The organism is Mesorhizobium sp. M0816, assembly GCF_040320005.1.
In the GTDB taxonomy this organism is placed as follows: domain Bacteria; phylum Pseudomonadota; class Alphaproteobacteria; order Rhizobiales; family Rhizobiaceae; genus Mesorhizobium.
Genome location: NZ_JAMYOT010000055.1, coordinates 1 through 22,549 on the forward strand (window position 1 = coordinate 1; position 22,549 = coordinate 22,549).

At 61.2% G+C, this 22,549-nt stretch carries 24 protein-coding genes and 3 pseudogenes; 20 read left to right on the forward strand and 7 right to left on the reverse strand.

Going from position 1 to position 22,549, the window contains the following annotated elements:
* Positions 1–169 (reverse strand): annotated as a pseudogene (locus tag NKI17_RS35070) (ammonia-dependent NAD(+) synthetase); the annotation flags it as partial.
* A 385-nt stretch (positions 170–554) separates the two neighbouring features.
* Here NKI17_RS35070 and NKI17_RS35075 point away from each other — a divergent pair.
* Positions 555–1,237: pseudogene (locus tag NKI17_RS35075) on the forward strand (IS630 family transposase); the annotation flags it as partial.
* A gap of 204 nt (positions 1,238–1,441) precedes the next feature.
* Here the strand turns inward: NKI17_RS35075 and NKI17_RS35080 are convergent.
* Positions 1,442–2,338, reverse strand: coding sequence for a LysR family transcriptional regulator (locus NKI17_RS35080; protein ID WP_352907717.1), 897 nt, complete (start codon positions 2,336–2,338; stop codon positions 1,442–1,444).
* Positions 2,339–2,666: 328 nt separating this feature from the next.
* Here NKI17_RS35080 and NKI17_RS35085 point away from each other — a divergent pair, with 328 nt between their 5' ends.
* The 3 genes from NKI17_RS35085 to NKI17_RS35095 all read left to right on the forward strand — a co-directional run bounded on the left by NKI17_RS35085 (position 2,667) and on the right by NKI17_RS35095 (position 5,459).
* Positions 2,667–3,692, forward strand: coding sequence for an aldo/keto reductase (locus tag NKI17_RS35085; RefSeq protein ID WP_502894714.1), 1,026 nt, complete (start codon positions 2,667–2,669; stop codon positions 3,690–3,692).
* A 142-nt stretch (positions 3,693–3,834) separates the two neighbouring features.
* On the forward strand, positions 3,835–4,557 hold the full coding sequence (locus NKI17_RS35090; RefSeq protein ID WP_352907720.1) for an SDR family oxidoreductase: 723 nt from the start codon (positions 3,835–3,837) through the stop codon (positions 4,555–4,557).
* 68 nt (positions 4,558–4,625) lie between these two features.
* Positions 4,626–5,459 (forward strand): SDR family NAD(P)-dependent oxidoreductase, encoded by an 834-nt coding sequence (locus tag NKI17_RS35095; protein WP_352907721.1) that lies wholly within the window; start codon positions 4,626–4,628, stop codon positions 5,457–5,459.
* A 117-nt stretch (positions 5,460–5,576) separates the two neighbouring features.
* On the opposite strand, the pseudogene tnpC reads toward NKI17_RS35095, so the two are convergent.
* The 3 genes and pseudogenes from tnpC to NKI17_RS35110 all read right to left on the reverse strand — a co-directional run.
* Positions 5,577–6,284: pseudogene (gene tnpC / locus NKI17_RS35100) on the reverse strand (IS66 family transposase); the annotation flags it as partial.
* Positions 6,285–6,400: 116 nt separating this feature from the next.
* Positions 6,401–6,997, reverse strand: coding sequence for a response regulator (locus NKI17_RS35105; RefSeq protein ID WP_036238319.1), 597 nt, complete (start codon positions 6,995–6,997; stop codon positions 6,401–6,403).
* A gap of 1 nt (position 6,998) precedes the next feature.
* Positions 6,999–7,196, reverse strand: coding sequence for a hypothetical protein (locus tag NKI17_RS35110; protein WP_156937318.1), 198 nt, complete (start codon positions 7,194–7,196; stop codon positions 6,999–7,001).
* 251 nt (positions 7,197–7,447) lie between these two features.
* On the opposite strand from NKI17_RS35110, the gene NKI17_RS35115 reads away from it, so the two are divergent.
* Positions 7,448–9,232, forward strand: coding sequence for a chemotaxis protein CheB (locus NKI17_RS35115; protein ID WP_352907723.1), 1,785 nt, complete (start codon positions 7,448–7,450; stop codon positions 9,230–9,232).
* A gap of 14 nt (positions 9,233–9,246) precedes the next feature.
* Complete coding sequence (locus NKI17_RS35120) at positions 9,247–9,588, forward strand: response regulator (RefSeq protein ID WP_245274673.1); 342 nt, start codon at positions 9,247–9,249, stop codon at positions 9,586–9,588.
* Between the two features lie 67 nt (positions 9,589–9,655).
* Here the strand turns inward: NKI17_RS35120 and NKI17_RS35125 are convergent, their stop codons facing one another.
* The gene (locus NKI17_RS35125) at positions 9,656–11,956 is read right to left on the reverse strand and encodes an FdhF/YdeP family oxidoreductase (RefSeq protein WP_352697964.1); all 2,301 of its coding nucleotides are present in this window, start codon (positions 11,954–11,956) and stop codon (positions 9,656–9,658) included.
* Positions 11,957–12,101: 145 nt separating this feature from the next.
* Between NKI17_RS35125 and NKI17_RS35130 the strand changes: the two genes are divergently transcribed.
* From NKI17_RS35130 to NKI17_RS35150, 5 genes are all read left to right on the forward strand, one after another.
* Complete coding sequence (locus tag NKI17_RS35130) at positions 12,102–12,320, forward strand: hypothetical protein (RefSeq protein ID WP_023676110.1); 219 nt, start codon at positions 12,102–12,104, stop codon at positions 12,318–12,320.
* Positions 12,321–12,354: 34 nt separating this feature from the next.
* The gene (locus tag NKI17_RS35135; protein ID WP_352575475.1) at positions 12,355–12,792 is read left to right on the forward strand and encodes a GFA family protein; all 438 of its coding nucleotides are present in this window, start codon (positions 12,355–12,357) and stop codon (positions 12,790–12,792) included.
* Between the two features lie 47 nt (positions 12,793–12,839).
* Positions 12,840–13,100 carry a hypothetical protein gene (locus tag NKI17_RS35140; protein ID WP_352451552.1) on the forward strand — a complete coding sequence of 87 codons (261 nt, stop codon included), beginning with the start codon at positions 12,840–12,842 and terminating at the stop codon, positions 13,098–13,100.
* Positions 13,101–13,227: 127 nt separating this feature from the next.
* Positions 13,228–13,407, forward strand: a complete 180-nt coding sequence (locus tag NKI17_RS35145) for a hypothetical protein (protein ID WP_352575477.1) — start codon at positions 13,228–13,230, stop codon at positions 13,405–13,407.
* Between the two features lie 3 nt (positions 13,408–13,410).
* On the forward strand, positions 13,411–13,629 hold the full coding sequence (locus NKI17_RS35150) for a hypothetical protein (RefSeq protein ID WP_023676106.1): 219 nt from the start codon (positions 13,411–13,413) through the stop codon (positions 13,627–13,629).
* 43 nt (positions 13,630–13,672) lie between these two features.
* On the opposite strand, the gene NKI17_RS35155 is transcribed toward NKI17_RS35150, so the two are convergent.
* Positions 13,673–13,933: a hypothetical protein gene (locus NKI17_RS35155; protein WP_352451554.1), complete on the reverse strand. Its 261-nt coding sequence runs from the start codon at positions 13,931–13,933 to the stop codon at positions 13,673–13,675.
* 446 nt (positions 13,934–14,379) lie between these two features.
* On the opposite strand from NKI17_RS35155, the gene NKI17_RS35160 reads away from it, so the two are divergent.
* The 9 genes from NKI17_RS35160 to NKI17_RS35200 all read left to right on the forward strand — a co-directional run bounded on the left by NKI17_RS35160 (position 14,380) and on the right by NKI17_RS35200 (position 22,198).
* A complete protein-coding gene (locus NKI17_RS35160) occupies positions 14,380–15,096 on the forward strand; it encodes a GntR family transcriptional regulator (protein ID WP_352575483.1) in 717 nt (238 codons plus the stop codon).
* On the forward strand, positions 15,096–16,190 hold the full coding sequence (locus NKI17_RS35165; RefSeq protein WP_352907728.1) for an LLM class flavin-dependent oxidoreductase: 1,095 nt from the start codon (positions 15,096–15,098) through the stop codon (positions 16,188–16,190). The genes NKI17_RS35160 and NKI17_RS35165 overlap by 1 nt, the downstream gene beginning before the upstream one ends.
* The gene (locus NKI17_RS35170) at positions 16,190–16,735 is read left to right on the forward strand and encodes a flavin reductase family protein (protein ID WP_352697960.1); all 546 of its coding nucleotides are present in this window, start codon (positions 16,190–16,192) and stop codon (positions 16,733–16,735) included. The genes NKI17_RS35165 and NKI17_RS35170 overlap by 1 nt, the downstream gene beginning before the upstream one ends.
* Positions 16,736–16,826: 91 nt before the next feature.
* Entirely contained in the window at positions 16,827–17,804 is a 978-nt protein-coding gene (dctP, locus tag NKI17_RS35175; protein ID WP_352569265.1) for a TRAP transporter substrate-binding protein DctP, read from the forward strand.
* Between the two features lie 57 nt (positions 17,805–17,861).
* A complete protein-coding gene (locus tag NKI17_RS35180) occupies positions 17,862–18,374 on the forward strand; it encodes a TRAP transporter small permease (protein WP_352451558.1) in 513 nt (170 codons plus the stop codon).
* A 3-nt stretch (positions 18,375–18,377) separates the two neighbouring features.
* The gene (locus NKI17_RS35185) at positions 18,378–19,688 is read left to right on the forward strand and encodes a TRAP transporter large permease (RefSeq protein WP_352907725.1); all 1,311 of its coding nucleotides are present in this window, start codon (positions 18,378–18,380) and stop codon (positions 19,686–19,688) included.
* Positions 19,689–19,714: 26 nt separating this feature from the next.
* The gene (locus NKI17_RS35190) at positions 19,715–20,428 is read left to right on the forward strand and encodes a hypothetical protein (RefSeq protein ID WP_352575491.1); all 714 of its coding nucleotides are present in this window, start codon (positions 19,715–19,717) and stop codon (positions 20,426–20,428) included.
* A gap of 42 nt (positions 20,429–20,470) precedes the next feature.
* Complete coding sequence (locus NKI17_RS35195; RefSeq protein WP_352907726.1) at positions 20,471–21,229, forward strand: HpcH/HpaI aldolase family protein; 759 nt, start codon at positions 20,471–20,473, stop codon at positions 21,227–21,229.
* A 12-nt stretch (positions 21,230–21,241) separates the two neighbouring features.
* Positions 21,242–22,198 carry a C-terminal binding protein gene (locus NKI17_RS35200; RefSeq protein WP_352907727.1) on the forward strand — a complete coding sequence of 319 codons (957 nt, stop codon included), beginning with the start codon at positions 21,242–21,244 and terminating at the stop codon, positions 22,196–22,198.
* Positions 22,199–22,549 lie beyond the last annotated feature (351 nt).

Below are 22,549 nucleotides of genomic sequence, written 5' to 3' on the forward strand. Positions count from 1 at the left end.
GGGCCGCGGCAAGTGAATCCACCCCGCCGCTGATCCCCAGCACATAGGTGCTGAGCCCCGATGCACGCAGATACGTGCCGAGAAAGTCGATACGCCGGCGTGCCTCCAGCGCGACGTCAACACTGGGAGCGACACCCAACGCGTTGATAATCATTTCCTGTTCGGTCATTGGCAGTGGGTGGTCCTGATATCACAGCATTCCGTCTAGTACCTCTGCACAGAGGATTCAATTGGTTCGATGGGTTGTAGCCGGGGAAGCCTATCGGGTTCGACAAGCAATTCAATGCAGCGCGCGAGGCTGGTTGCCTGCGGATCAATCCAGCGCGCTCAAGGGCGAGCACCATCTGATGGACGGAAGGTGCGGTGACGCCGAAGAAGCGCTGCATGTCGCGTTCGGCCGGCGCGCGACCGTTTAGCAGGCAGTAGATCCGGATGAAGGCGAGGTACTGGCCCTGCTTTTAGGTGAAGCAGGGTCGGTCCGGCGGCCGTCCGCCAACTAATTGATTCATTTTCTGATTCTTCCGGAACCTCCGCAACCGAAGGAGGCCTTCCGGATGAATGTACGCTATCGCGTCGATCTCGACCAACCCGAACGACGGACTCACAGCCATGCTGGCAGGCGGAGCATCCGGCGCGCAAGCTCAAGCGGGCGCAGATCCTGCTTGCTGCCGATGCCGGCCGCAGTGACGAGACCATTGCCACAACGGTGGCGGTCGGCGGCTCCACTGTCTACCGCACCAAGCGCCGCTTCGTGGAGATGGGCCTGGAGGCGGCGCTCAGCGAAGAGCCACGCGCAGCCGCGCAACGCAAGCTGACGGGCAAGGAGGAAGCCCTGCTGGTGGCCACCGCCTGCTCCAGTCCGCCGCCGGGTCGGGCCCGTTGGACACTGGATCTGCTGGCCGATGCGTTCGTCAAGCTGACCGAGCACGAACAGCTGTCGCGCGAGACGGTGCGCCGGCGCCTAGCCGAGAACGATCTCAAGCCGTGGCGCAAGGACATGTGGTGCATTCCAAAGGTTGACGCGGAGTATGTCGCGCGCATGGAGGATGTGCTCGACCTCTATGCCGAGGCACCGGACCCGAAGCGGCCGGTGGTGTGCTTCGACGAAAGCTCGACCCAACTCATCGGCGAGGTGCGTCAGCCAATCCCGGCCGCGCCGGGAAGGCTGGAGCGCTACGACTGCGAGTACAAACGCAACCGCACCGCAAACCTGTTCGTCTTCCTCGACGCGCATCGTAAGCGCTGTTTGCCTCGCACCTTGACCACGACGCCGTTGTGCCGTTTCGAAGACTGCCGCTGTGACGGAGATGGCAACAATGCGCCAACAGCGGACGTTGTTGGATTGCGATCCGCAGCACCAAGGTGACGAAGGCCGTCAATATTCTTCGCGTTGACAGCGGTTCTGTGGGAAGCGAAAGCTGCGTCCAATAGGAAGCTCGCGCTACCTCTTCTCCAGGCCTTTGAGATGTTCGATGAAGGCCCGCAGTTTGGGGTGAACTTGAGACCGCTGCGGGTAGTAGAGGTACACACCCGAGCTTGTCCCGGTGAAGTGGTCCAGAACGACTTCGAGCTTGCCGCTCGTCAACTTGTCGCTGATCGCTTCTTCAGGGCTGTAAACGACCCCTAAGCCGTCGACGGCCGCATCGATCGCCAGCAGAACATCATTGAGGATCAGCGGCCCCTTTACCTGAACCTCAAATTCCTTGCCGTCGCTCTCGAACTCCCACCGATCGTACACACGATTGCCAGTTCCCGCGCAGATGCAAGGATGGGCCAACAGGTCTTTTGGATGTTCAGGGTGCCCATGCTTGTCAAGGTAGGCCGGTGCAGCAGCCACAACCCATCGGACGGGACCGAAGAGTTTGAGCGCCACGACATCTTTGGCAAGGATGTCTGACACCCGTATTCCTGCATCAAACCCGCGCTCGAATATGTTGGTGGCCGCGTTCTCGAAGAAGATCTCAACCGTCACATCCGGGTACTTTTCGATAAAGGTCGCGATCAGCGGCCTAAGGAAGTTCGGATAGACGGTCTGCGGGACATTCAAGCGCAGACGACCGGCAGGCTTGTCCGCTGCGCTTCCCGCGTCCTTCATAGCGGAAAGGATCGCATCCAGCGCCGGTCCCGCCTGTTGCAGGAATTTCTCCCCGGCTTCTGTCAAGCTCGTAGCTCGTGTCGTTCTTGTAAGCAGGGTGACGCCCAGGCGAGTTTCGAGGTGTCTGATCATCTTGCTTATCGCAGGCGGCGAAACCCTGAGTGCTTCTGCCGCCGCCGTGAAGTTCCGCTTCTCGGCGACAAGCGCAAACGCCACAAGCCCATCAAGCTGATCCTTGTCCATTATGAACCTCTGGTTAATGTCGCATCAACCCGAATGCCATTTTTTGAAAGGAACGGCCATCGTATTCTGCGCTCACTCACGAAGACACAGCCGCAAACGCTGATGTGTTTCGGAGGTTGATCAAACCCAGTGGAGGTGCAGCACCATGAAGAACTATGCAGACGATTTCGAAACAGGCGCTCCCGAGATGCCAAGCCGCCGTAAATTGTTCGCCGCTGGGCTAGGCATCGCCGCAGCGTCGCTGCTGCCTCTTTCCGAGTCGAGAGCTCAAACGGCAACATCGGGTGCCGCAGCCACAGGTGCAAGGTCATCGAACCTTCAGCGTCGCATGCTCGGCTCGCTGGAAGTCTCTGCCATGGGGATGGGCTGCCAAAACTTTGCCGGGATGTACAGCCCGCCCACGAACAGGCAGGAGGCCGTGCGGATCATCCGGGCGGCGCATGACCGGGGCGTGACCTTTTTCGACGTCGCTGAAGTCTATGGACCCTTCCTGGGCGAGGATATTGTTGGCGAGGCGCTTTCGCCGATCCGCGACCAGGTGATCATCGCGACCAAGTTCGGCTTCGACATCACGCCCGAAGGCCAGGTCACAGGCGTCAACAGCCGCCCTGACAATATCAAGCGGGTGACCGAGCAACAGCTCCGCTGCTTGAAGACGGACTACATTGATCTTCAATACCAACACCGTGTCGATCCGACCGTGCCCATCGAAGACGTGGCCGGAGCGGTGCAGGAATTGATCCGTGAAGGCAAGGTCCGCCACTTCGGCCTGTCCGCTGCAGGCGAAGCGACCATCCGCCGCGCCCACAAAGTGCAGCCAGTCACGGCGGTGCAGAATGAATACTCTGTCTGGACCCGCGATCCGGAGGTGGAGGTTCTGGCGACCTGCGAGGAGCTTGGCATCGGGTTCGTGCCATGGAGCCCGCTCGGCATGGGATACCTGACCGGTACTGTCACCCCCATGTTCGTGCATGGCCCTGCCGACCTACGGGCCAACCTGCCGCGCTTCACGCCTGAAGCCCGCCGCGCCAACTGGCCGGTGGTCGAACTGCTACAGCGTGTAGGCGCACGTCATCAGGCTGCGCCCGGCCAGGTCGCCCTTGCCTGGTTGCTCGCCCGCAAGCCGTGGATCGTGCCCATTCCCGGCCCGATAACGGAGGACCAGATGGACCAGAACATGGACGCGCTGCAGGTCCAGTTGAGTGCGGCCGATGTCAAGGAGATCGATGACGGCTTTGCCCGGATCACGGTCCAGAGCGCGCGTCTGAGCCCACCAATGCTCGCGATGATCGATACCGGCGCAAAACTTGGAACGAGTTCCAAGGGCGGAACCGGCATGTCACCGGTCAGGTGACCAACCCACAAGAACCGACGGGCTGAAGTCTAGCCGGGTACCGGCGGCGCTTCTTGTCCGAGGCGCTGCCACCTCTGTGGTCCTCGCTCCGGTCTTTCCGGATCGGTAGGGCCAGCCAGAGAGCACAACGAAGGAGACTACCATGAATAACAACAATCGGGTCGCTGTAATCACTGGTGCATCCTCCGGAATCGGTGAGGCGCTGGCACGTGAGCTTCTTTCAGAAGGATATCGCGTAGCCCTTCTAGGGCGGCGCCTCGAGCGTGTCGCGGCACTCGCAGACGAACTCGGCGAAGGCGCTATCGCGATCCAGGCTGACGTGACCGACCGGGACTCCATCGCTGGAGCCGCCGCGCGCGTCCAGGAGTTCGGCGGCGCCGATGTTCTAGTCAACAACGCAGGCGTGATGCTCACAGCGCCGTTTGGATCGGCCAAGCGATCCGAGCATCGGCAGATGGTCGAAACCAATCTCCTGGGTGCCATGACTGTGACTGAGGTTTTCCTTGACCAACTCCGCGCCAAGAAGGGAGATCTGGTGAACATCTCTTCTGTGGCAGGTCGCGTAGCTCCAGCCGGGTTCGCTGCCTATTCGGCAACCAAATGGGGGATCAACGGCTGGTCCGAGGCGCTTCGCGTCGAACTCCAGCCAGACATCCGCGTGATAGTCATCGAGCCTGGTGCGGTGGCGACAGAATTATCCGACCACATCACACACGAGGAAAGCAAAAAGTCTGCTCAGGACTACCCCGACAATGTTGCAATTCCGGCTCAGGACATCGCCGAAATCATAGCCTTTGCTCTCAGCCGGCCGAAGCGGACGTCCCTCAACGAGATCCTGGTCCGCCCGACCGTGCAGGCGATGTGAACAACTGTCTTATAGCCCCATGCGCCGCAAGATCGGTGAAGGGCTGACAACATGAAAGGACACATGAGATGAGTAACAAAGTGTGGTTCATCACCGGGGCAGGACGTGGCCTCGGCCTGGACATTGCCAAGGCGGCCCTGGCAGCCGGCCACAAGGTGGTCGCGACTGGCCGTAATCCAGACAAGGTGGCGAACGCTCTAGGTGCTTCCGACGACCTTCTTGTCGTGAAACTCGATGTCACCAAGGCCGCTGACGCCGACGCCGCCACGCAGGCGACCCTTGAGCGGTTCGGACGGATCGACGTGCTGGTCAACAACGCGGCCAGCTTCTACGCCGGGTATTTCGAGGAACTGTCTCCCAAGCAGATGCAGTTGCAGCTAAGCACGAGCCTTGACGGTCCGATGATCCTGACGCGGGCGTTCCTTCCGGTCATGCGCAAGCAGCGCTCCGGCCAGATCGTCTCGATCTCCTCGACGGCAGGTCTGATGGGCTTTGAATTCTGCACAGCCTACTCTGCTTCGAAGTTTGGCCTCGATGGCTGGATGGAAGCGCTGCAGACTGAAGTCGGTCCGTTCGGCATCGAGACGATGATCGTCAACCCAGGCTTTTTCCGCACGGAGCTTCTGACGGAGGAGTCCACCAGTTACGCGGAAATCGCGATCGAAGATTATCACGAGCGACGCACGGCACAGATTGCCTTCTGGAAGTCCCAGAACGGCAAGCAGGGCGGTGACCCCGCTAAGCTGGCACGCGCTCTAATCACGCTCGCTGAGCAGGACGAACTGCCACGGCGCTTCCTCGCTGGCTCTGACGCTATCCAGGTGGCGGAGCAGAAGATTGCTCTCTTGCAGCAGCAGATCGAAGCGTACCGAGAACTGTCGAGTTCTCTCGCCATAGACTGAGGACGCTGGAACGCCCTGAGTCCACACCCTGCGTGCGGGCTTTGGGGCATTCGCCGATCCTCTATCTGCGTACCTTCCGAAGTCCGCTTTGGGCCGACTGTAGTCTTCGGGGCCACATTACTTCCCCTTGTAAGCCCAAGGCAGCAGCTCATCGATCCGGCTCTGCTTGTGACCGTTGACGATGGCGGTGAGCGTATTGGTCAGGTAGGCCTGCGGATCGACGGCGTTGAGTTTGCAGGTCTCGATGAGCGATGCGATGGTGGCCCAGTTCTCGGCTCCAGCGTCGTGCCCCGCAAAGAGTGCATTCTTGCGATTGAGGGCTATCGGCCGGATGGTTCGCTCGACGCTGTTGTTGTCGATCTCGATGCGGCCGTCGGTCAGGAAGAGCTTCAAACCATCCCAATATTTGGCGATGTACGCCAAGGCCTCGCCGAGTGGAGACTTGGTCGCGACACGGGCGCGGTGATGGACGAACCAGGTCTGCATGTCGGTGACCAGTGGTGTTGATCGTTCCTGTCGTCCGGCGAGGCGAGCCTCCGGATCAAGGCCACGCAGTTCGGCCTCGATCCGACCCAGTTCGCTGATCCGCTTGACGCTCTCTTCGGCGATAGGTGCTGCTCCGTTGCGGGTTATCTCCACCAGCTTGCGGCGAGCGTGTGCCCAACAATAGGCAAGCCGGATGTCCGAGCCGACACGGTCAGGTGCGATCAGTCTGTTGTATCCGGCATAGCCATCGACCTGCAGGATGCCGGAGAAGCCCTGCAATATCCGTTCGGCATGAATGCCCCGAGCGTAGGTGAAGGCCACACCAGGCGGAGCACCGCCGCAACTGGATGTTCTCAACCGAACAGGCGCGCCTCAAATTGGCCAAGGCCTATCCAAAGCCAACCGCCAAAGAGTCATAATCCATGTGCAGAGATACTAGTTGCCGGCGGGCATGGTCAGTGCAGCAGGTTTGCTCCGCGTGCCTTGACGATGTTTCGCATGATGCCGTTAAGCCAGTCCTCGGTGGAGGAACCGGATCGTCTCCTGTCGATCTCGCCGATCGCCTGCTCGAGCGTCCGCTCGACCAGCCGGTCGGAAGCGTCAACGTCTCCCAGCAGCAGACGCGCTGCGAGCCTGAGCTTAGGCAGCAGGGAAAATACGTCGTCTGACGGCTCGGTCGCCAGATTTCCGCTTGATGCTTTGGGCTCGGAGGGGAAGAGAGCATCGAAAACAGCCTGGCCGTCCGAGGATTTTCTGAGGCTGCTGGCATACCGAAGGCGCTCAGGAATAACGATGTCTTCGTCGCCGCTGAAAAACACGAACGGCACGCCGCGGCGCATCAGTTCGTCCGCGATCGGGAATACCCGTCTTCCGTTGAGATTGACGTCCAGGATTGCGGCTTCCGCCTCATCGGTATGCTTCGACGCCTGTTCGACTGTCGCCACGGGGCCAAGCACGACGGCGCCCATCTTGCTGAAATAACGTGCAAGATCGCCCGCCAGCATCCATTCGTCCTCGACGATCAGGATATGCAAGCCTTGCAGGTCGCGCACCTCATTGTTCCTTCTTTCTGCGGGAGTCACGGCTGTCGGCGCGGACTTGTACAAAATGACGGGACAAGGCCTCTTGCAACCGTTCCGCGCGCGCGAGCAGACGAGGCGGGATTTCTTCGGATACCGGGACCTTGGCCAGATCCGGCGAACGTAACGAGATTTGTTTTGCCGGCTTTATCTCAGGTGGTCGTTTTGCCATTGGAACCGCCTCGAAAACCGGATGTTAATGCCCACCGGCGGTGCTTTGTTCCGTTCGAGGACTATTTACTGGCCTGAGGCTCGGTCCGGTCCTAAAGCACGTCGCGTTTTGCCGGCCTCATGCGACGCGCTTTAGGCTGTTGTTTTTATTCATCTCGTTATCGCAAAACCGCTGCACACTTTTGCGCGACATGCATTAGTCTGAGGTCCGATTTGGCGGTTTCGCAGCCGCGGCTGTTACCGAGGCGTGGCATGGTATTCCAGAACGGAAGATTTCCCATTGTCGGCGTCGGCGCATCGGCCGGCGGCATTCCCGCGATGGAGGGCCTGTTCAAAGGACTGACCGGCGGCACCGGCATGGCGTTCGTCGTCGTCACTAATCTGAGCCCAGAACGCGAAAGCCTGCTGCATGACGTTATCGCACGTTACACCGGAATGCCGGTCATCGTCGCCGAGGAGGGCATGGCGGTCCAACCCGACCAAGTCTATGTGATGCCGCAAAACGTCGTCCTCACCATCCGTAAGGGCGCGCTTTCGCTACGCCGGCCGAACACGCTTAACCGCGAGCGCAAACCGATCGACATCTTCTTCCGTGCACTGGCCGAGGACCAAGGGGAGTACGCCGTAGGCATCATCCTGTCGGGGGGCGATTCGGACGGCACGCTGGGCGCCCGGGCGATCAAGGAACATGGCGGGTTGACGATTGCCCAAGCCTCCAACGGTTCCGGCGCGCGCAACCCGGACATGCCGCAAAGCGCGATTTCGAGCGGCCTTATCGATATCGCAGCGCCCGCCGAGGAGATCGGCGCAAAGCTTCAGGCGTTTGGCCGCGGCTTCAATGTGCTGAACGGGCTGGCCGAGGGGGGTGGCGAGCACAAAGCTGACGTGGATCGGGCCGCCGATGAAATCGACCCCACTCTGCGCGGCCATTCCGGTCACGACTTTTCCAGCTATAAGACGAAGACGTTCTCCGCCAATGAAGAGGCGCAGTCGACTAATGAGGAGCTTGAGGCCTCGAAGGAGGAGAAGCAGTCGCTCAACGAAGAGCTCAGCACCATCAACGCAGAGCTGACCAGCAAGATTGAGGAGCTCGACCGCGCCAACAGCGATCTCAGAAACCTGTTCGAAAGCACAGAGATCGCAACCATATTCCTCGACCGCAACCTTGTGGTGCGGACCTTTACCCCCGCTGCATCGGCCTTCTTCAATCTGCGCCCATCCGATGTCGGACGGCCGCTGACCGACCTTTCAAGCCAGCTCGACTATCCCGAGCTGAGGCCTCACATCGAGGCAGTGCTCGAGACGGGAGAGATCCTGAACCATCACCTTGCGCGCGACGACAAGGGCCGGTTCTACCTGGTTCGCATCAACCCGTACCGGGACAAGAGCGGCAGCGTCCAGGGCGTCGTCGTGACCCTGATCGACGTGACGACGCTGGCGCAGGCGGAAGAGCGTCAGCAGGTGCTCATCTCCGAGCTGAACCATCGCGTCAAGAACATGCTGGCGGTCGTGGCCAGCATCACCAACCGGACCCGTGAAAACTCGGCATCGAAAGAGGAGTTCGCCGAAGCCTTGATCGGGCGCCTGCATGCCATGTCACGAGCCTATAGTCTGCTCTCGCGCGAGAGCTGGACGGAAGCCTCCTCCGTCGAGGAACTGCTGCGTCAGGAACTCGATCCCTTCGGCCCCGAACGGTTTGAGCTCGATGGCAAGAGGGTAAATCTCAAGCCGGCACAAGGGCTTTCCTTCGGCATGGCCATCCATGAACTGGCGACGAATGCCGCCAAGTATGGCGCACTGTCGAGGCCTGCCGGGCGGATAGTTGTCAAATGGTCGGTGGCCGACGGAACCTTCAAGCTCGTCTGGCGCGAGAAGGGCGGCCCCCGCATCAAGGAGCCAACCGACAGCGGCTTCGGCCTTACCCTTCTACGCGGAGAAATCGGCTATAGGCTGGGCGGAAAAGTTGAAACAAGTTTCCGCTCAAATGGTTTGGAGGCGGAAATCGCATTTCCTCTGACCCGCGAGGGCTCGTCGTGACCGGAAAGGTGCGTGTGCTGATCGTCGAGGATGAATGGCTGATCGCCGACGATGCGGCGGCTTACCTGCGCAAAGCCGGCCATCAGGTGGTTGGACCTGTTTCGTCGGTGACGGCGGCACTCCGGCTCGTTGGCGAAGGCGGCGTCGACGCGGCGTTACTGGATATCCAGTTGAACGACGAAACCAGCTATCCGATTGCGGAAGCGTTGCGGACGCGTGGTGTTCCGTTCGCCTTCCTCTCAGGCTTTGGTGAACGCGAAATTCCGGCCGGGTTCCGCGCTTGCAGGATCGTGCAGAAGCCGGCGAGCCAGAGTGCGATCCTGAATGCCGTGGATGAACTCGCGCGAGCCGGCTGAGGTCGCGATTTGAAAGTCGCGCCAGGTCACATCGGCGTGGTGCGTGCCTGCCGCGAACGACGAACGCCTATGGCAATATCCGCACCGGTACCGATTTGACCGCCGGAACATGAGCCTTCTCGGCTCTGTGCCACAAAGGAACCAGCGGGTTGAGCTCGGGGTAGTAACCGGCGCAATTTCCCTCCGGCACCGAGTAAGGTGTAACGCGCAGCCCGTGCACGCGGCGCTCCACACCGTCCTGCGCATTGGCTTCGAGATCGACTTCCTGTCCGGCGCTCAAACCGAGGCGCTGGATATCCTTCTCGTTCATCAACAGCACCATGCGTGTGCCGCTGATGCCGCGCAGCCGGTCGTTGTAGCCGTAGACGGTCGTGTTGAACTGGTCGTTGGAGCGCACCGTGATCAGTGTCAGCACATCACGGCCGGCGACATCGATGTCGGGATCGGTTTCAAGGCCACTTGGCAGCTTGAAGTTGGCCTTCTTGTTCGGCGTCTCCCACACCCGCTTGCTCGCCTTGATGTCGCGATGGAAGCCGCCGGGCGTCAGGAAACGCTCGTTGAAGTCGCGGAAATGTTGGGGGTAGCAGCGCTCGATTTCGTCGCGGATGCGGGAATAATCCCCAACCCACTCGTCCCATGGGATCGAACTTCTGCCCGGCACTGTCGCCTTGGCAAGCTCGGCAACGATCCTGGGCTCGGAAAGCAGATGCGGCGAAGCCGGAGGTCGCGATCCGAACGAGCCGTGGATACAGGCGGTGGAATCCTCTACCGACACCCTTTGGTCGCCGCTTGCCTGATGATCTCTTTCCAGCCGTGACAGGCAAGGCAGCAAATAGGTTGTCCGCCCGGCGATCAGGTGGCTGCGGTTGAGTTTGGTCGCGATCTCGACATGCAGGTCGAGCCCACGCCAGGCCTTTTCGACCAGGCCGGTTTCCGGAACGGCCCGCACGAAATTGCCGCCCAGTCCGACGAAGCCCTTGACCGATCCGTCGATGACGCCTTCGCAGGTTTCGACCGTATCGCGACCTTTCTCGCGCGGCGGTTCAAAGGCATAGAATTCGGCGAACTTGTCGAGCGGGACGAGCTCGGGTTTTTCCGATATGCCGACGGTGCGCTGCCCCTGGACATTGGAATGCCCGCGCAGCGGCGAAATGCCGGCGCCGGCTTTTCCGATATTGCCGCGCAGCATCAAAAGGTTGCACAGCATCTGGACGTTCTCGGTGCCGTGCCGATGCTGGGTCAGGCCCATGCCGTAATTGCCGATCACCGCGTTGGCATGGCTGTAGACCTCGGCGACATGTTCCAGGTCGGTCTGCGCAATGCCGGATCGCGCGACGATATCGCTCCACTGGGTTTTGCGCAGGAAGGCTTCGAACTCGGCGAAGCCATGCGTGTGCTCGGCGATGAAAGCCGTGTCGAGGACACGCGTCCTGCCGCTTTCGCGGGCGGCATCGTCGAGCGCCTGCAACGCTTTGGCGATGCCCGTTATCGCAGCAATGTCGCCGCCGGAACGAACCTGGAAGAAGTCGCTGGACATTTTGGTGCCAGGCCCGGGCGACAGCATGTCGACAGGGTTTTGCGGGTTCTTGAAGCGTTTCAGTCCCCGCTCGGGCAAGGGATTGAAGGTGAAGACGGGCACGTTGCGTTGACGTGCCTCCTGCAGCGGATGCAGCAGGCGCGGCGCCGTCACCCCGGTGTTGTGCCCGAAGAAGAACATCATGTCGCATTTCGCAAAGTCTTCGAGCTGCACGGTCCCGACCGGCGAGCCGATCGATTCCGGCAAGCCGACCGAGGTCGATTCATGACACATGTTGGACGAATCGGGCAGGTTCGAAGACCCATAGATTCGTGCAAAAAGCTGGTACATGAACGAGGCCTCGAGCGAGGCCCGGCCAGACGTGTAGAACACTACCGATTTGGGATCGAGCCGCCGCAGTTCGGCAGCTATGTCGCGGAACGCATCGTCCCAGGAGACCGGCTCGTAACGGTCGGTGGCGGCACTGTAGCGCATGGGCTCTGTTAGCCTGCCCTGTTTCTCCAGATCGTGGTCCGGCCAATCGAGCAGTTCCGTCACCGAATGCTCGGCGAAGAAAGCGGGTTCGCAGCGCAGCTTGGTCTGGTCCCACATCGTCGCCTTGGCGCCGTTTTCACAGAATTCGAAAGGCCTCGGCTGGGCTGGCTTTGCCCATGAGCAAGACACGCACATATAGCCGTCGGCCTTGTTCTGCTTGAGCAGCGTGCTCCATATCCCGGACAATAGCAGGCCTTCGCCTCGCGCCTTGCGGACCAAGGATCTCAGCGATCCCCAGCCGCCTGTCGGGTGGTCGTATTTCTTGGTTTCGATGCGATCGGTTACGGCGGGTCTCATGCAAGCCACTCCCTGTGGAAGAGCACTCATACGAACCCGCGGTGAGGCTGAATGTTCCGGGCTGGGTCCGTACCGTCACGCCGTCCGTCTAACCGGAACCATTTCCGCCATCGTTTGTTCGGCTCGAAGAAAGGAGCCGCGCAAAATGGAGCGACGTAATGCATTAATTGCGATGGTGATTTCGGCCATCATCATCGTCGGCCTTCTCATAGGCTTTTTGTACGGCGATATGGGCTGGCAGACTTCGCCGCTCAAAAGAGCCCCTGAACAGAACCAGGGTGGCAATGCTCCGGCCGATACCTCGCCTGCCGCCGGCATCAAGAAGAACCCCAAGGAAAATACCGAAATGCCAGGCCAGCAATGACGTAGGGCCAGCAATGAAATTCAGCAGCAAGGCAATGCCACGAACTGAAACGGGTTCCTGTTTTTGCGGCGCCATAACGGCGGAGATGCGCGGCGAGCCTTTCTGGATTTGCTCCGATCACGATGACGACTGCCGCAAGGCGATAGGAAGCCCTCTGACGGTGTGGGTCGGTTATCGGCCTTCCGAATTCACATTGCTCACCGGCACGCCCAAGACCTTTTCGAAAACCCCCGGCGTGCTCCGGTCCTTCTGTGCGGATTGCGGAACATCGATCGGCTATGTCGACCAGGGCCTGCCCGACGAACTCTATCTGGCGATCGGCTTCCTCGATCATCCCGAACGGTTTCCGCCGCAGGCCCACGCATATTGGGACATGAGGCTTCCCTGGGTCGACTTTCCAGACGAGCTGCCGCGGGTGGGGACGTATTCGAGGCGGCGAGATCCCGCCTTCGGAAATCCGGCGGAACGCTAGCTTTCGATCCCATCGCTGGTTGGGAAACGTGCCTTTCGCGACTTGGTATGAAAACGACAATTGGCGCACGGCTGAAAACGCGCGATCATGTGCCAATGGGCCGCCGTTTGGATGACAAGCTCGATTGCAAGGCGTGCGGGACGATCCTGATGGAGATTCCCGACAATCCGAAGGATTCGACGCCGATCCATTGCAGCAATTGCGGCGCCTATCTCGGCGAATGGGGCGATCTGCAGGAGGATTTCTTCAGGCAGGCGTTCGGTGCCCAGGCCTTCGATCTGAACAACGGAAACATCATCAAGAAATAATCCTGGATCCCGCCGGCCCCAAGCCACGGCCTGTGGACCCGGATCGTTGCGGCAATCACCGTTAGTGTCGGACCCTTGGGAACCTTTCTCCCGAGCCGCTTGTTTGGGTGGCGGAAGGAGAAACGCCATGAGCACAAAACCTCCGCCTGTGCCGCCGAAGAATCTGAGCCCAAAGGGCGCCGGTGACAAAAAATCGGTAGCAGCCGACCAGGGACCGCAATCAGCCGTTCCGGATCCCGACAAGCAGGGCCAGCAAGGCAATACGAAGGTCAACACCACCCATCAAGGCAACGTTCAGGATCGCTAGGTCATGTCCACGTCGAAGAAGACTCCTGCTAGCATCCGCCAGGGCGGTCCCGGCGCCGCGCACGAAAACGCCAAGAAGCCGCTGAGCGTCGAAAAGCCGCCGGCCGACTCCGACCGTCGCAGCCACAGCAAGGTCTCCGGCGGCGGCGGCGAACGCGACAGCCACCATACCCACGACCCCGAAAAGAAAGGCGACACCCGGCCCGCGCATCAGGACAAGTGAAGTCGGGCGGCGACGCGACGATCGGTGAGGTTCGAGCGAAGTGTCAGCGGGGACGGCGCGCCAAGGCAAACGGCACGACGTTGTCGACCACCGGCAAGTCGAACAGCATCGGAAGCCCCCGCGTCGCGGCCATTTCCACGATCAGCTCCTCGATGGAGTGATCGGTCAGACGGGTCTCGACGCCCAGCCGGATCATCGCCGCCAGCTTGTGCACCGGCACTGGCACGGACTTCGCCCGGTCATCGAGCAGCTTGCTGATTTCGATCACGACGTCGGCGTCGATATTCCTGGGCAAGTCTCGCATAAGCGCCTCCCCGCCAAACGAAACGAAAAGCCCGCCGCACCTTTCGATACGGCGGGCGATCCAGTAATGCGTACCGGCGAGGGGATCGGGGTGGGCGTGCCGGCGCGCGCAGATCGCAAGTAGTTTTAGTTAAATCCGTCAACTTCGATGTGTCACGGAAAAACGTCTGTACGTTTTTTACCGAACCGCGCGGATCCTTAGCTGTCCCCGCCGTCGCGCGGCGCGGCAGCACAGATGGCGCGATCCATTGCCCTCCGGACAGCGAACTCAAACAGTATACATTATAAACTTAAAACATCTTGCCAGGTGATCCAGCCTGTGCTCCACTTCGCATCGGAACATGGCCTGCAGGTCGAATTCTATCGACATGTAGCTGCATTTTAACGGCACGACTGCGAGAACACAGCCTCAAACGATATACGAAATCTTCGCATGGGAAGGCGTGGATGACGGAAACGATAGAGCTCAAACGGGTTGGCGATGGCAATCTGCGTGCCCAGGTCTATCAACAAATCCGGCTGACGATACAGCATGGCGAATTGGCGCCTGGCCAGAAGCTCGTCGATGTCGATATTGCCGCCCAGCTCGGCATTTCCAGAATGCCTGTCCGCGACGCCTTGATGCAGTTGGTGCATGAGGGCTATCTCGTCGGCACCACACGCGGCTTCACCCTGCCCACGCTTACCGCGACGGATGTCGCCGACATCTTCGAGGTCCGCCGCCTGCTTGAGCCACGGGCCGCCGCGCACGCGGCACGGACACTTGACGCCGCTGGCCTCAAGACCCTGGCAGCCGCGCTTCGGGAGGCCGAGGCTGCGGCCGCCGCCGGCGATGCCGACCGCTTTTTCCAGGCCAATTCGGCATTCAGAAATTGTTGGCTCGGCGCCGTCGAGAACGAGCGCCTTTCCCAAACGATTGCAAGGTTCGCCGACCATGTGCTCGTCGTCCGCTTAAGGACGCTGTCGCACCAGCCGACGCAGGCCGTTATCGTTGCCGGCATGCGCGCAATCTATGAGGCATTCGTCAAGCGCGACGCCGTCGCCGCTTACGACCGCATGACCCACTTCATTCAGAACGCCGAGGAGCGTTTCATGAAGCTTAGCCCACCGTTTCAAAACGCCAACGGTGAAGGTGAGGGCATGTCGCGGCGGGGGAAATCATGATCAGGAAGCAGCACCCTCTGAAAGGGCCGAACAGGTTCAAGCTCGGCGTCTTTTCAATGAACGCCGATGGCGGCCTGGCAATGACCACCGTCCCCGAGCGCTGGCGCGCCCGCTGGGAAGACAACCTCAACTCCGCCTGTATCGCCGATCGCGCCGGCCTCGAGTTTCTGCTGCCGATCGCCCGCTGGCGCGGCTTCGGCGGTCTGACGCATGTACGGGAATGGTCGTTCGAGACTTTCACCTGGGCGGCGGGCCTGGCTGTCGCCACCGAGAACATCGGCCTGTTCATGACGGTGCATGTGCCGCTGGTTCATCCGCTGCAGGCTGCAAAAGCGCTGGCGACGGTCGACCACATCTCCAATGGGCGGGCCGGCTTGAACATTGTCTGCGGCTGGAACCCCGACGAGTTCGCCATGTTCGGGCAGACGGTCGGCGATCGAACCTACGATCAAGCCGAGGAATGGATCAACATCATCATGCGTGCCTATCAATCGAGGGAGCCGTTCGATTTCGGCGGCGAGTTCTATGATCTGAAGGGGGTCGTCAGCCGCCCACCAAGTCTGCAGGCGCCACGACCGGTGACCATGAACGCCGCCTTCGGCGCGCCAGGGCGCAACTATGCAGCGCGCCACTGCGACTATTTGTTTTCGACTTTTTCCGAAATCGCCGACGGCCGTGCGCATGTGGTCGACATCACCAACCGAGCGGCCGAAGTCGGGCGCGAAGTCGGCGTCTATACGGTCGGTCACGTCGTCTGCCGGGAGACCCAGCAGGAAGCCGAGGACTACTACCGGCATTACGCGCTGGAATGCGCGGACGAGGGTGCGGTCGACGAGCACATGCGCAAGAAGAAGGAATTCGCGAACTCGCACGACGCGAAGGCTTTCACCGAATATCGGCAAAGGTTCGCCGGTGGTGCCGGAACGTTCCCGCTCATCGGCACGCCGGAAAAGATCGTCGACGATCTCACTGAGATCATGGACCAGGGCTATTCCGGCGCCGCCCTCACATTCGTCAACTACACCTACGAATTGCCCTTCTTCTGCGACCGCGTGCTGCCGCTGATGCGCCAGGCCGGGCTTCGAGTAAATTGATGCCGGCGGCCGCCATTCCGACGCCGTGGGTGGATGGGCACGACGCCATCAATCCGCGCGCCTTCAAGCAGGCGATGCGGGCCGTGGCGGGCTCCGTCGCCATCCTCGCGTCGGAGCATGACGAGATCGGCTTTTGCGGCATCACGGCGACGGCCCTCTGTTCGTTCAGCGCCGAGCCGCCGTCGCTGCTGGCCTGCGTCAACCGCGGCAGCACCTTTGCCTCGGCCATCCGCGAAGGATTGCCGTTTTCGGTCAATCTTCCCGCCGGCGACCAGGAGAACGCTGTCCGTGCCTTTGGCGGCATGACCAAAGCCAAGGGCGCCGCGCGGTTCTCGTCCGGATCATGGGTGCGTGGCGAAACCGGCGCGCCTCTGCTTGTCGGGGCACGGGCAATATTCGAATGCCGGGTGGCCGAAATCATCGTGCGGGCATCGCACATGATCGTCATCGGCATCGTCTCGGGCGTTGCGCTGGACCGCGCTCATCGATCGCCGGTCTTCTACGCGCATGGGCGGTTCCTGACAGTAGGAGATGATGCCAACTAACCGCCGTTCACGTGGCGGCGCGGCGATTGCAATTTCAGATCGGCCCGATCATGGGCCGGATCATGGGCGAACTATCAGAGGGAGTACGGCAATGCGCATTTGGAAATCCCTTGTTCTGGCTGCACTCATGTCGGGTGTAGCGGGTATCGCCACGGCCGAAGAGGTCGTCCTCAACGCCGTGCATTTTACGCCGACGCAGAACGGCTACGCCCAGAGCTTCCTGAAGTTCGTTCAGAAGGTGAACGAAAAGGGCAAGGGCGTGGTCCAGATCAACGTGCGTGGCGGGCCGGAGGTCATTCCGCCGATCCAGCAGGGCGCGGCGCTCAGGAGCGGCCTGATCGACGTGATCGACACACCGGCAGGGCAGTTCCTCGAACTCGTGCCCGAAGGCGAGGTTTTCTCCGCATCGACGAAGACGCCGTGGGAGGTCCGCGACAATGGCGGCTGGGATTTCATCAGCGGGATTTTCGAGAAGAAGGCCAATGCCCATCTGCTGGCGCATGTCGACGCGGGCTCGGGCTTCAACGTCTTCACCGTCGACGAACCTAAGCTCAACGATGAAGGCAGCATCGAGTGGAGCAGTTTGAAGATCCGCTCGTCGCCGCTCTACCGCGATTTCCTTGAATCCTTGGGCGCAACGGTGATCGTGCAAGCGCCGGGAGACGTCTACACTTCGCTCGAGCGCGGCGTCGTCAATGCCAACGCCTATACCGTATTTGGCTATGCGTCCTTCGGCTGGGACAAATTCACAAAATACCGTGTCGACCCGCAGTTCTTCAAAACCGACGTGCTGATCTCGATCAACAAGGCGAAATGGGACACGCTGTCACCCGAGGCGCAGAAGCTGCTTGCCGACGCGGCCGTCGAATACGAGCGCGTGAGCTATGACGCCAATCTCGCCGAGTCCGAAAAGCAGGCACAGGCAATGATCGGCGGCGGGCAGAAGGTGATCAGCTTGACCGGCGCCGGCCGCGACAAATTCCTGGCGGCTGCCACGCAGGCAAGCTGGGCGAGAATGACCAAACGCGATCCCACCAACATCGATCAGTTGAAGAAATTCTTCCAGTAGCCCGAGCGGAGGGCGCTGGTGCGCCCTTCATCAAGGTGGACATGAGGGTCGTCGGAAATGGACGGATTGTTTGCAGCGATCGGGAAGCTGAGCCTTGCGTTGGCGGCGGCGGCAAAAGTGGTGCTTGGCCTGATCATCGTCGCGGTGGTTGCTGATGTGTGCGTCCGCAATCTCGGCCTGAGGCCGCTTGCCTGGGCGGTGTCCGCGACGGAATACGGCCTGCTCTACGCGGCATTCCTGCCGATGCCCTGGCTGGTCCACAGCAAGGGCCATGTCTTCGTCGAGTTCCTGCGCCAGGCGCTGCCGGTGCGGGCACGGGCGGTGCTTGAAAAGCTGGTCTATCTCGCCTGCATTGCCGTCAGCCTCTACCTCGGCAGCGTCGCTCTGTCTTCGCTGACAAGTGCCGTTGCGGGCGGCGAATACGAAACGCGCAGTTTCGATATGCCGAAATGGCTGGTCTTTCTGCCCATCATGCTCGCCTTCTATCTCTCGGCGCTGGAATGGCTCAGATATCTGCTCGGCCGTGACACGCTGTACACGCTCGATCCGCTGGAAATGGAAGGGCTCTGAGTAGTGGCCTGGCTGTTTCCATTCGCTGTGCTCGTTGGCACCATCCTTGTCTTGATGGGCCTTGGGCTGCCGGTCGCCTTCGCATTCTTCGTCACCAATGTGATCGGGCTGTACCTGTTCTTCGGCGGTTCGATCGGCGTGACGCAGATGGTCGCCAACTTCTCCGACGCTGTCTCGACCTATGCGCTTGCCCCGCTGCCGATGTTTCTCGTCATGGGCAGCCTGTTCTTCCGCTCCGGCCTCGGCGAGAAAGTCATCTATGCGCTCGACCTGTGCATCGGCAATCTGCGCGGACGCCTCGCCTATGTCGTCCTCGCCGCCGGCACGATCTTTTCCGCGCTGTCAGGTTCCAGCCTCGCCAATACCGGCATGATGGGCTCGCTGATGGTGCCCGAGATGCTGAAGCGAGGCTACAAGCCGCATATGGCCTACGGCCCGGTGCTTGGCGCCGGAAGCCTTGCCGTCATCATCCCGCCATCCTCGCTGGCCGTCTTGCTCGGCTCGCTTGCCCAGATCGACGTCGGCGCGCTGCTCATAGCGGGGGCTCTGCCTGGACTGCTGCTCGTTGTCATGTACGCGGCCCTGATCTTCGCGCAGACGAAGATCGATCCGGACGCCGCTCCGCACTATCCGGTACCCGCCGTTCCCGCGGCCGAGAAGGTGAGGGCGGTCGCCGTCAACATCATTCCGATGAGCGTCATCGTGTTCATGGTGGTCGGCACGATCATCCTTGGGATAGCGACGCCGACGGAATCGGCCGGACTCGGCTGTGCCGCCGTCTTCGCCTTGTTGTTTGTCTACCGACGGTTCAGCTGGTCGGTTGTCTGGAAGTCGCTGGACGATGCGATGAAGGTCACCGGCATGACCTTCCTGATCATCTCGGCTTCGACGACGTTCTCGCAGATATTCGCCTTCTCCGGCGCCTCCAACGGCTTTATCCAGTTCATCGTGGGCTACGATCTTGGACCGTATCCCATGCTGCTCATGATGGTGCTCATCATCCTGCTGCTCGGCATGTTCATGGATCAGGTCTCGATGATGCTGATCACGCTGCCGATCTTCCTGCCGATCGCCCAGCAATTCGGCTACGAGCCGGTATGGTTCGGGCTGATCCTGCTGCTCGCCTACGAGGTCGGCTTCACCACGCCGCCGTTTGGTCTGCTGCTGTTCATCATGATCGGCGTTGCGCCGAAAGGCACATCGCTCAAGACGGTTGCCATGGCTGCGGCGCCTTACATCGCGCTGACGCTTCTGCTGATCCTGCTGATTGTCCTCTTTCCGCAGATCGCTCTCTTTCTTCCGAATTTGATCTAGTCGAACTCGATCCAGCAGGTGTCCACATGCGCTTTGCCTATCTTGCTTTCTTCCATGATGACCGCGAGGCAAATTTGGCCATCGCCGGCGAAGATGTTGACGCCGTGCGGCGTGTGATTGCTTCAACACCGGGCCTTGCGCTTGCAAACATCTATCTACCCGAAGTGGCGACGGACATGTTCAACAACGATGGTCCACCGCCGGTCTTTGGCTTCCAGCTCTATTTCGACGAACTGGCGGACATGGAGGCGGCGCTGGCGCCGTCCGGCCATCTGCAGGCGCTTGCCGCACCTGGTATGCTGTCGAGCATCGCCGGTTCGAGGCCGACGCAACAGGCAATGTGCGTGCGTCCGTTTCCCGTCGACGACGCTGGCGTCAAGACGTCCGGGCTCCCCTGCAGCTATCTTGTCCACTATCCCGGGCCGGCCGAAGACATGAATGCCTGGCTCTACCACTATGTGACGCATCATCCGCAATTGATGCGGGGCTTCCCCGGCATTCGCCACATCGAGGTTCTGTCGCGACTGGATTGGTGCGGTTCGCTTCCCTGGCCGCGGATCGACCATATGCAGCGCAATCGGGTCATGTTCGACAGTCCCGCGGCATTGACGCACGCGCTGCAATCGCCGGCGCGGCTAGAGATGCGCGCCGACTACAAGACCTTCCCGCCGTTTTCAGGCGGCAGCCGGCATTTCCCGATGTCGACGGAAGCCATGCATCCTTTGGCGCGGGCCACATAGCGCACACAGGTTTTGCCGACGCCGAAAATTTCTGGAGATTTCATGTACGACTTTCGCAAGAAATGTGTCTCTCTCGATCGCCTCATCGGTACCTTCTGTGCCATCCCGCACCCTGTGGCGGTCGAAGTGGCCGCCGCCAGCGGGGTCGATTTCCTGTGCATCGACTGGGAGCATTCGCAGATCGGCCGCGAACGGCTCGAGGATCTGATCCGCGCCGCCGATGTCCACAGGATTCCCGCGATGGTGCGCGTTCCCGGCCACACGCCGGAGTGGATGGCGGCCGCGCTCGACGCCGGCGCGTCGGGTGTCCTGGTACCCCGCGTCTCCACGGCCGAGCAAGCGCGCATGGCGGTCATGGCCTGCCGGTACCCGCCGGTCGGCGCCCGCGGTGTCGGCCCGGGCCGCGCCGCCGGTTATGGCTACAGCATTCCGGACTACCTCAAATCGGCCAACGAGGTCCTGACGGTCGCCATCCAGGTCGAGACGGCCGAAGGGCTCGCCAACATCGACGACATCGTCCAGGTCGACGGCGTCGACGTGGTCTTCATTGGCCCCGGCGACCTGTCGGTCTCGATCGACGCCATGGGGCCGGCCGGCCAGGACAAGCTCAATGCCGCGATTATGAGGATCGCGGCCTCGGCGCGCACGGCCCGCAAGGCCGTCGGCATCTTTCGCCCTTCGGCGGATGATGTCGGCAAATGGTCGCGGCACGGCATCAGCTTCTACATGCTGGCCAGCGACACGATGTTTCTCGGGGCCGGCCTTGCCGCCGGCGTCGCCTCGGCGCGCAGCGCCTCATAGCAAGAGTTTGCCATGAAGATCATCAAGACCGACGGTGTGCTGTCAGTCGAGGAGGAGCAACTGCGCTACCTCGACGGCTTGAACGTCGAATTTGTCGAAAAGACGCTGCTCACGGAAGATGGCCTGATCGAACACTGCCGCGACGCCGACGCATTGATGGTATTGCGGGAGCCGATCACGGCTCGCGTTTTGGCGGAACTGAAGAGGCTCAAGGTCATCGGACGGTTCGGCGTAGGGCTCGACTCGATCGACGTCGCGGCCGCCAGCCGTGCCGGTGTTCAGGTAACTTATGTTCCGGACGCCAATCTGGTTGAAGTCAGCACCCACGCCATGGCCCTGATCCTGGCCTTGACGCGCAGGCTGAAACAGTTCGACAGCGCGGTGCGCGCCGGCCGCTGGGCTGCAATGACCGACGGCGCCGGCATCACGCGGCCCGACAGGCAGATCCTCGGCCTGATCGGCTTCGGCCAGATCGGGCGGCTGACTGCCGAGCGGGCGCGGGTCTTCGGCTACCACATCATCGCCTATGACCCACATATGCCGGCCGAGCGCATCGCGGCCGGTGGTGCCGAACCGGTCGGCTTCGACGAGCTGCTGGCCAGGGCCGACATCGTCTCGCTGCACGTTCCAGCGACACCGGAGACCAGAAATATCATATCGGCGGAAGCCCTGTCGCGGATGAAGGAAGGGGCGATACTCATCAACGTGGCCCGCGGCGGCCTGGTCGACGAGGTCGCATTGGCGGACGCGATCCGGCGCGGCCATCTGGCAGGCGCCGGCATCGACACGTTCGAGCGGGAGCCGCCTTCGCCCGACAATCCGCTGCTGGCGCTGGACACCGTCCTGGTCAGTCCACACGCGGCGCACTACTCGACCCAGTCTTACGCGGAGGTTCGCAACAAGGTGTTTGCCGATGTCGCATCGGTCCTGCGCGGCGGCAAGCCGGTATATCCGGTCAACCGGATATGACCAATTCCCGATGTCGGCACCACCTCTATCCGCCTGCTCCGCGGAACTTGGGTTCCTCGCCCCACGAAGTGGGGAGAGGTGGCCCGGCGAAGCCGGGACGGAGAGGGGTCTTCGCAGCGGCTGGGAATGTTCAGGGCTCCTGATGGACTTCCTCTAATACTCGCGCCCGTTCCTCACAGGTTCTGGCTTCGCGAATGTCGTCCCCCTCTCCGTCCCGGCTTCGCCGGGCCACCTCTCCCCCGCTCCGCGCTAGGGCGTATACACATCTTGCTGCGACGGATTGACTCGGTTGTGACGTGTCGGATTCCGCCGGCGTGTGCTGTATGATTCTTCTGTGACGTTCTGATTTGG

What these genes read in the sequence shown, in the direction of transcription:
- NKI17_RS35155 (WP_352451554.1), bottom strand. Translation starts at nt 13,933, where the DNA reads ATGCGAGACTTGCCCAGGAATATCGACGCCGACGTCGTGATCGAAATC.
- dctP (WP_352569265.1), top strand. Translation starts at nt 16,827, where the DNA reads ATGCGCATTTGGAAATCCCTTGTTCTGGCTGCACTCATGTCGGGTGTA.
- NKI17_RS35190 (WP_352575491.1), top strand. Translation starts at nt 19,715, where the DNA reads ATGCGCTTTGCCTATCTTGCTTTCTTCCATGATGACCGCGAGGCAAAT.
- NKI17_RS35195 (WP_352907726.1), top strand. Translation starts at nt 20,471, where the DNA reads ATGTACGACTTTCGCAAGAAATGTGTCTCTCTCGATCGCCTCATCGGT.
- NKI17_RS35150 (WP_023676106.1), top strand. Translation starts at nt 13,411, where the DNA reads ATGTCCACGTCGAAGAAGACTCCTGCTAGCATCCGCCAGGGCGGTCCC.
- NKI17_RS35125 (WP_352697964.1), bottom strand. Translation starts at nt 11,956, where the DNA reads ATGAGACCCGCCGTAACCGATCGCATCGAAACCAAGAAATACGACCAC.
- NKI17_RS35115 (WP_352907723.1), top strand. Translation starts at nt 7,448, where the DNA reads ATGGTATTCCAGAACGGAAGATTTCCCATTGTCGGCGTCGGCGCATCG.
- NKI17_RS35090 (WP_352907720.1), top strand. Translation starts at nt 3,835, where the DNA reads ATGAATAACAACAATCGGGTCGCTGTAATCACTGGTGCATCCTCCGGA.
- NKI17_RS35180 (WP_352451558.1), top strand. Translation starts at nt 17,862, where the DNA reads ATGGACGGATTGTTTGCAGCGATCGGGAAGCTGAGCCTTGCGTTGGCG.
- NKI17_RS35170 (WP_352697960.1), top strand. Translation starts at nt 16,190, where the DNA reads ATGCCGGCGGCCGCCATTCCGACGCCGTGGGTGGATGGGCACGACGCC.
- NKI17_RS35160 (WP_352575483.1), top strand. Translation starts at nt 14,380, where the DNA reads ATGACGGAAACGATAGAGCTCAAACGGGTTGGCGATGGCAATCTGCGT.
- NKI17_RS35200 (WP_352907727.1), top strand. Translation starts at nt 21,242, where the DNA reads ATGAAGATCATCAAGACCGACGGTGTGCTGTCAGTCGAGGAGGAGCAA.
- NKI17_RS35135 (WP_352575475.1), top strand. Translation starts at nt 12,355, where the DNA reads ATGCCACGAACTGAAACGGGTTCCTGTTTTTGCGGCGCCATAACGGCG.
- NKI17_RS35130 (WP_023676110.1), top strand. Translation starts at nt 12,102, where the DNA reads ATGGAGCGACGTAATGCATTAATTGCGATGGTGATTTCGGCCATCATC.
- NKI17_RS35085 (WP_502894714.1), top strand. Translation starts at nt 2,667, where the DNA reads ATGCTCGGCTCGCTGGAAGTCTCTGCCATGGGGATGGGCTGCCAAAAC.
- NKI17_RS35080 (WP_352907717.1), bottom strand. Translation starts at nt 2,338, where the DNA reads ATGGACAAGGATCAGCTTGATGGGCTTGTGGCGTTTGCGCTTGTCGCC.
- NKI17_RS35110 (WP_156937318.1), bottom strand. Translation starts at nt 7,196, where the DNA reads ATGGCAAAACGACCACCTGAGATAAAGCCGGCAAAACAAATCTCGTTA.
- NKI17_RS35140 (WP_352451552.1), top strand. Translation starts at nt 12,840, where the DNA reads ATGAAAACGACAATTGGCGCACGGCTGAAAACGCGCGATCATGTGCCA.
- NKI17_RS35095 (WP_352907721.1), top strand. Translation starts at nt 4,626, where the DNA reads ATGAGTAACAAAGTGTGGTTCATCACCGGGGCAGGACGTGGCCTCGGC.
- NKI17_RS35145 (WP_352575477.1), top strand. Translation starts at nt 13,228, where the DNA reads ATGAGCACAAAACCTCCGCCTGTGCCGCCGAAGAATCTGAGCCCAAAG.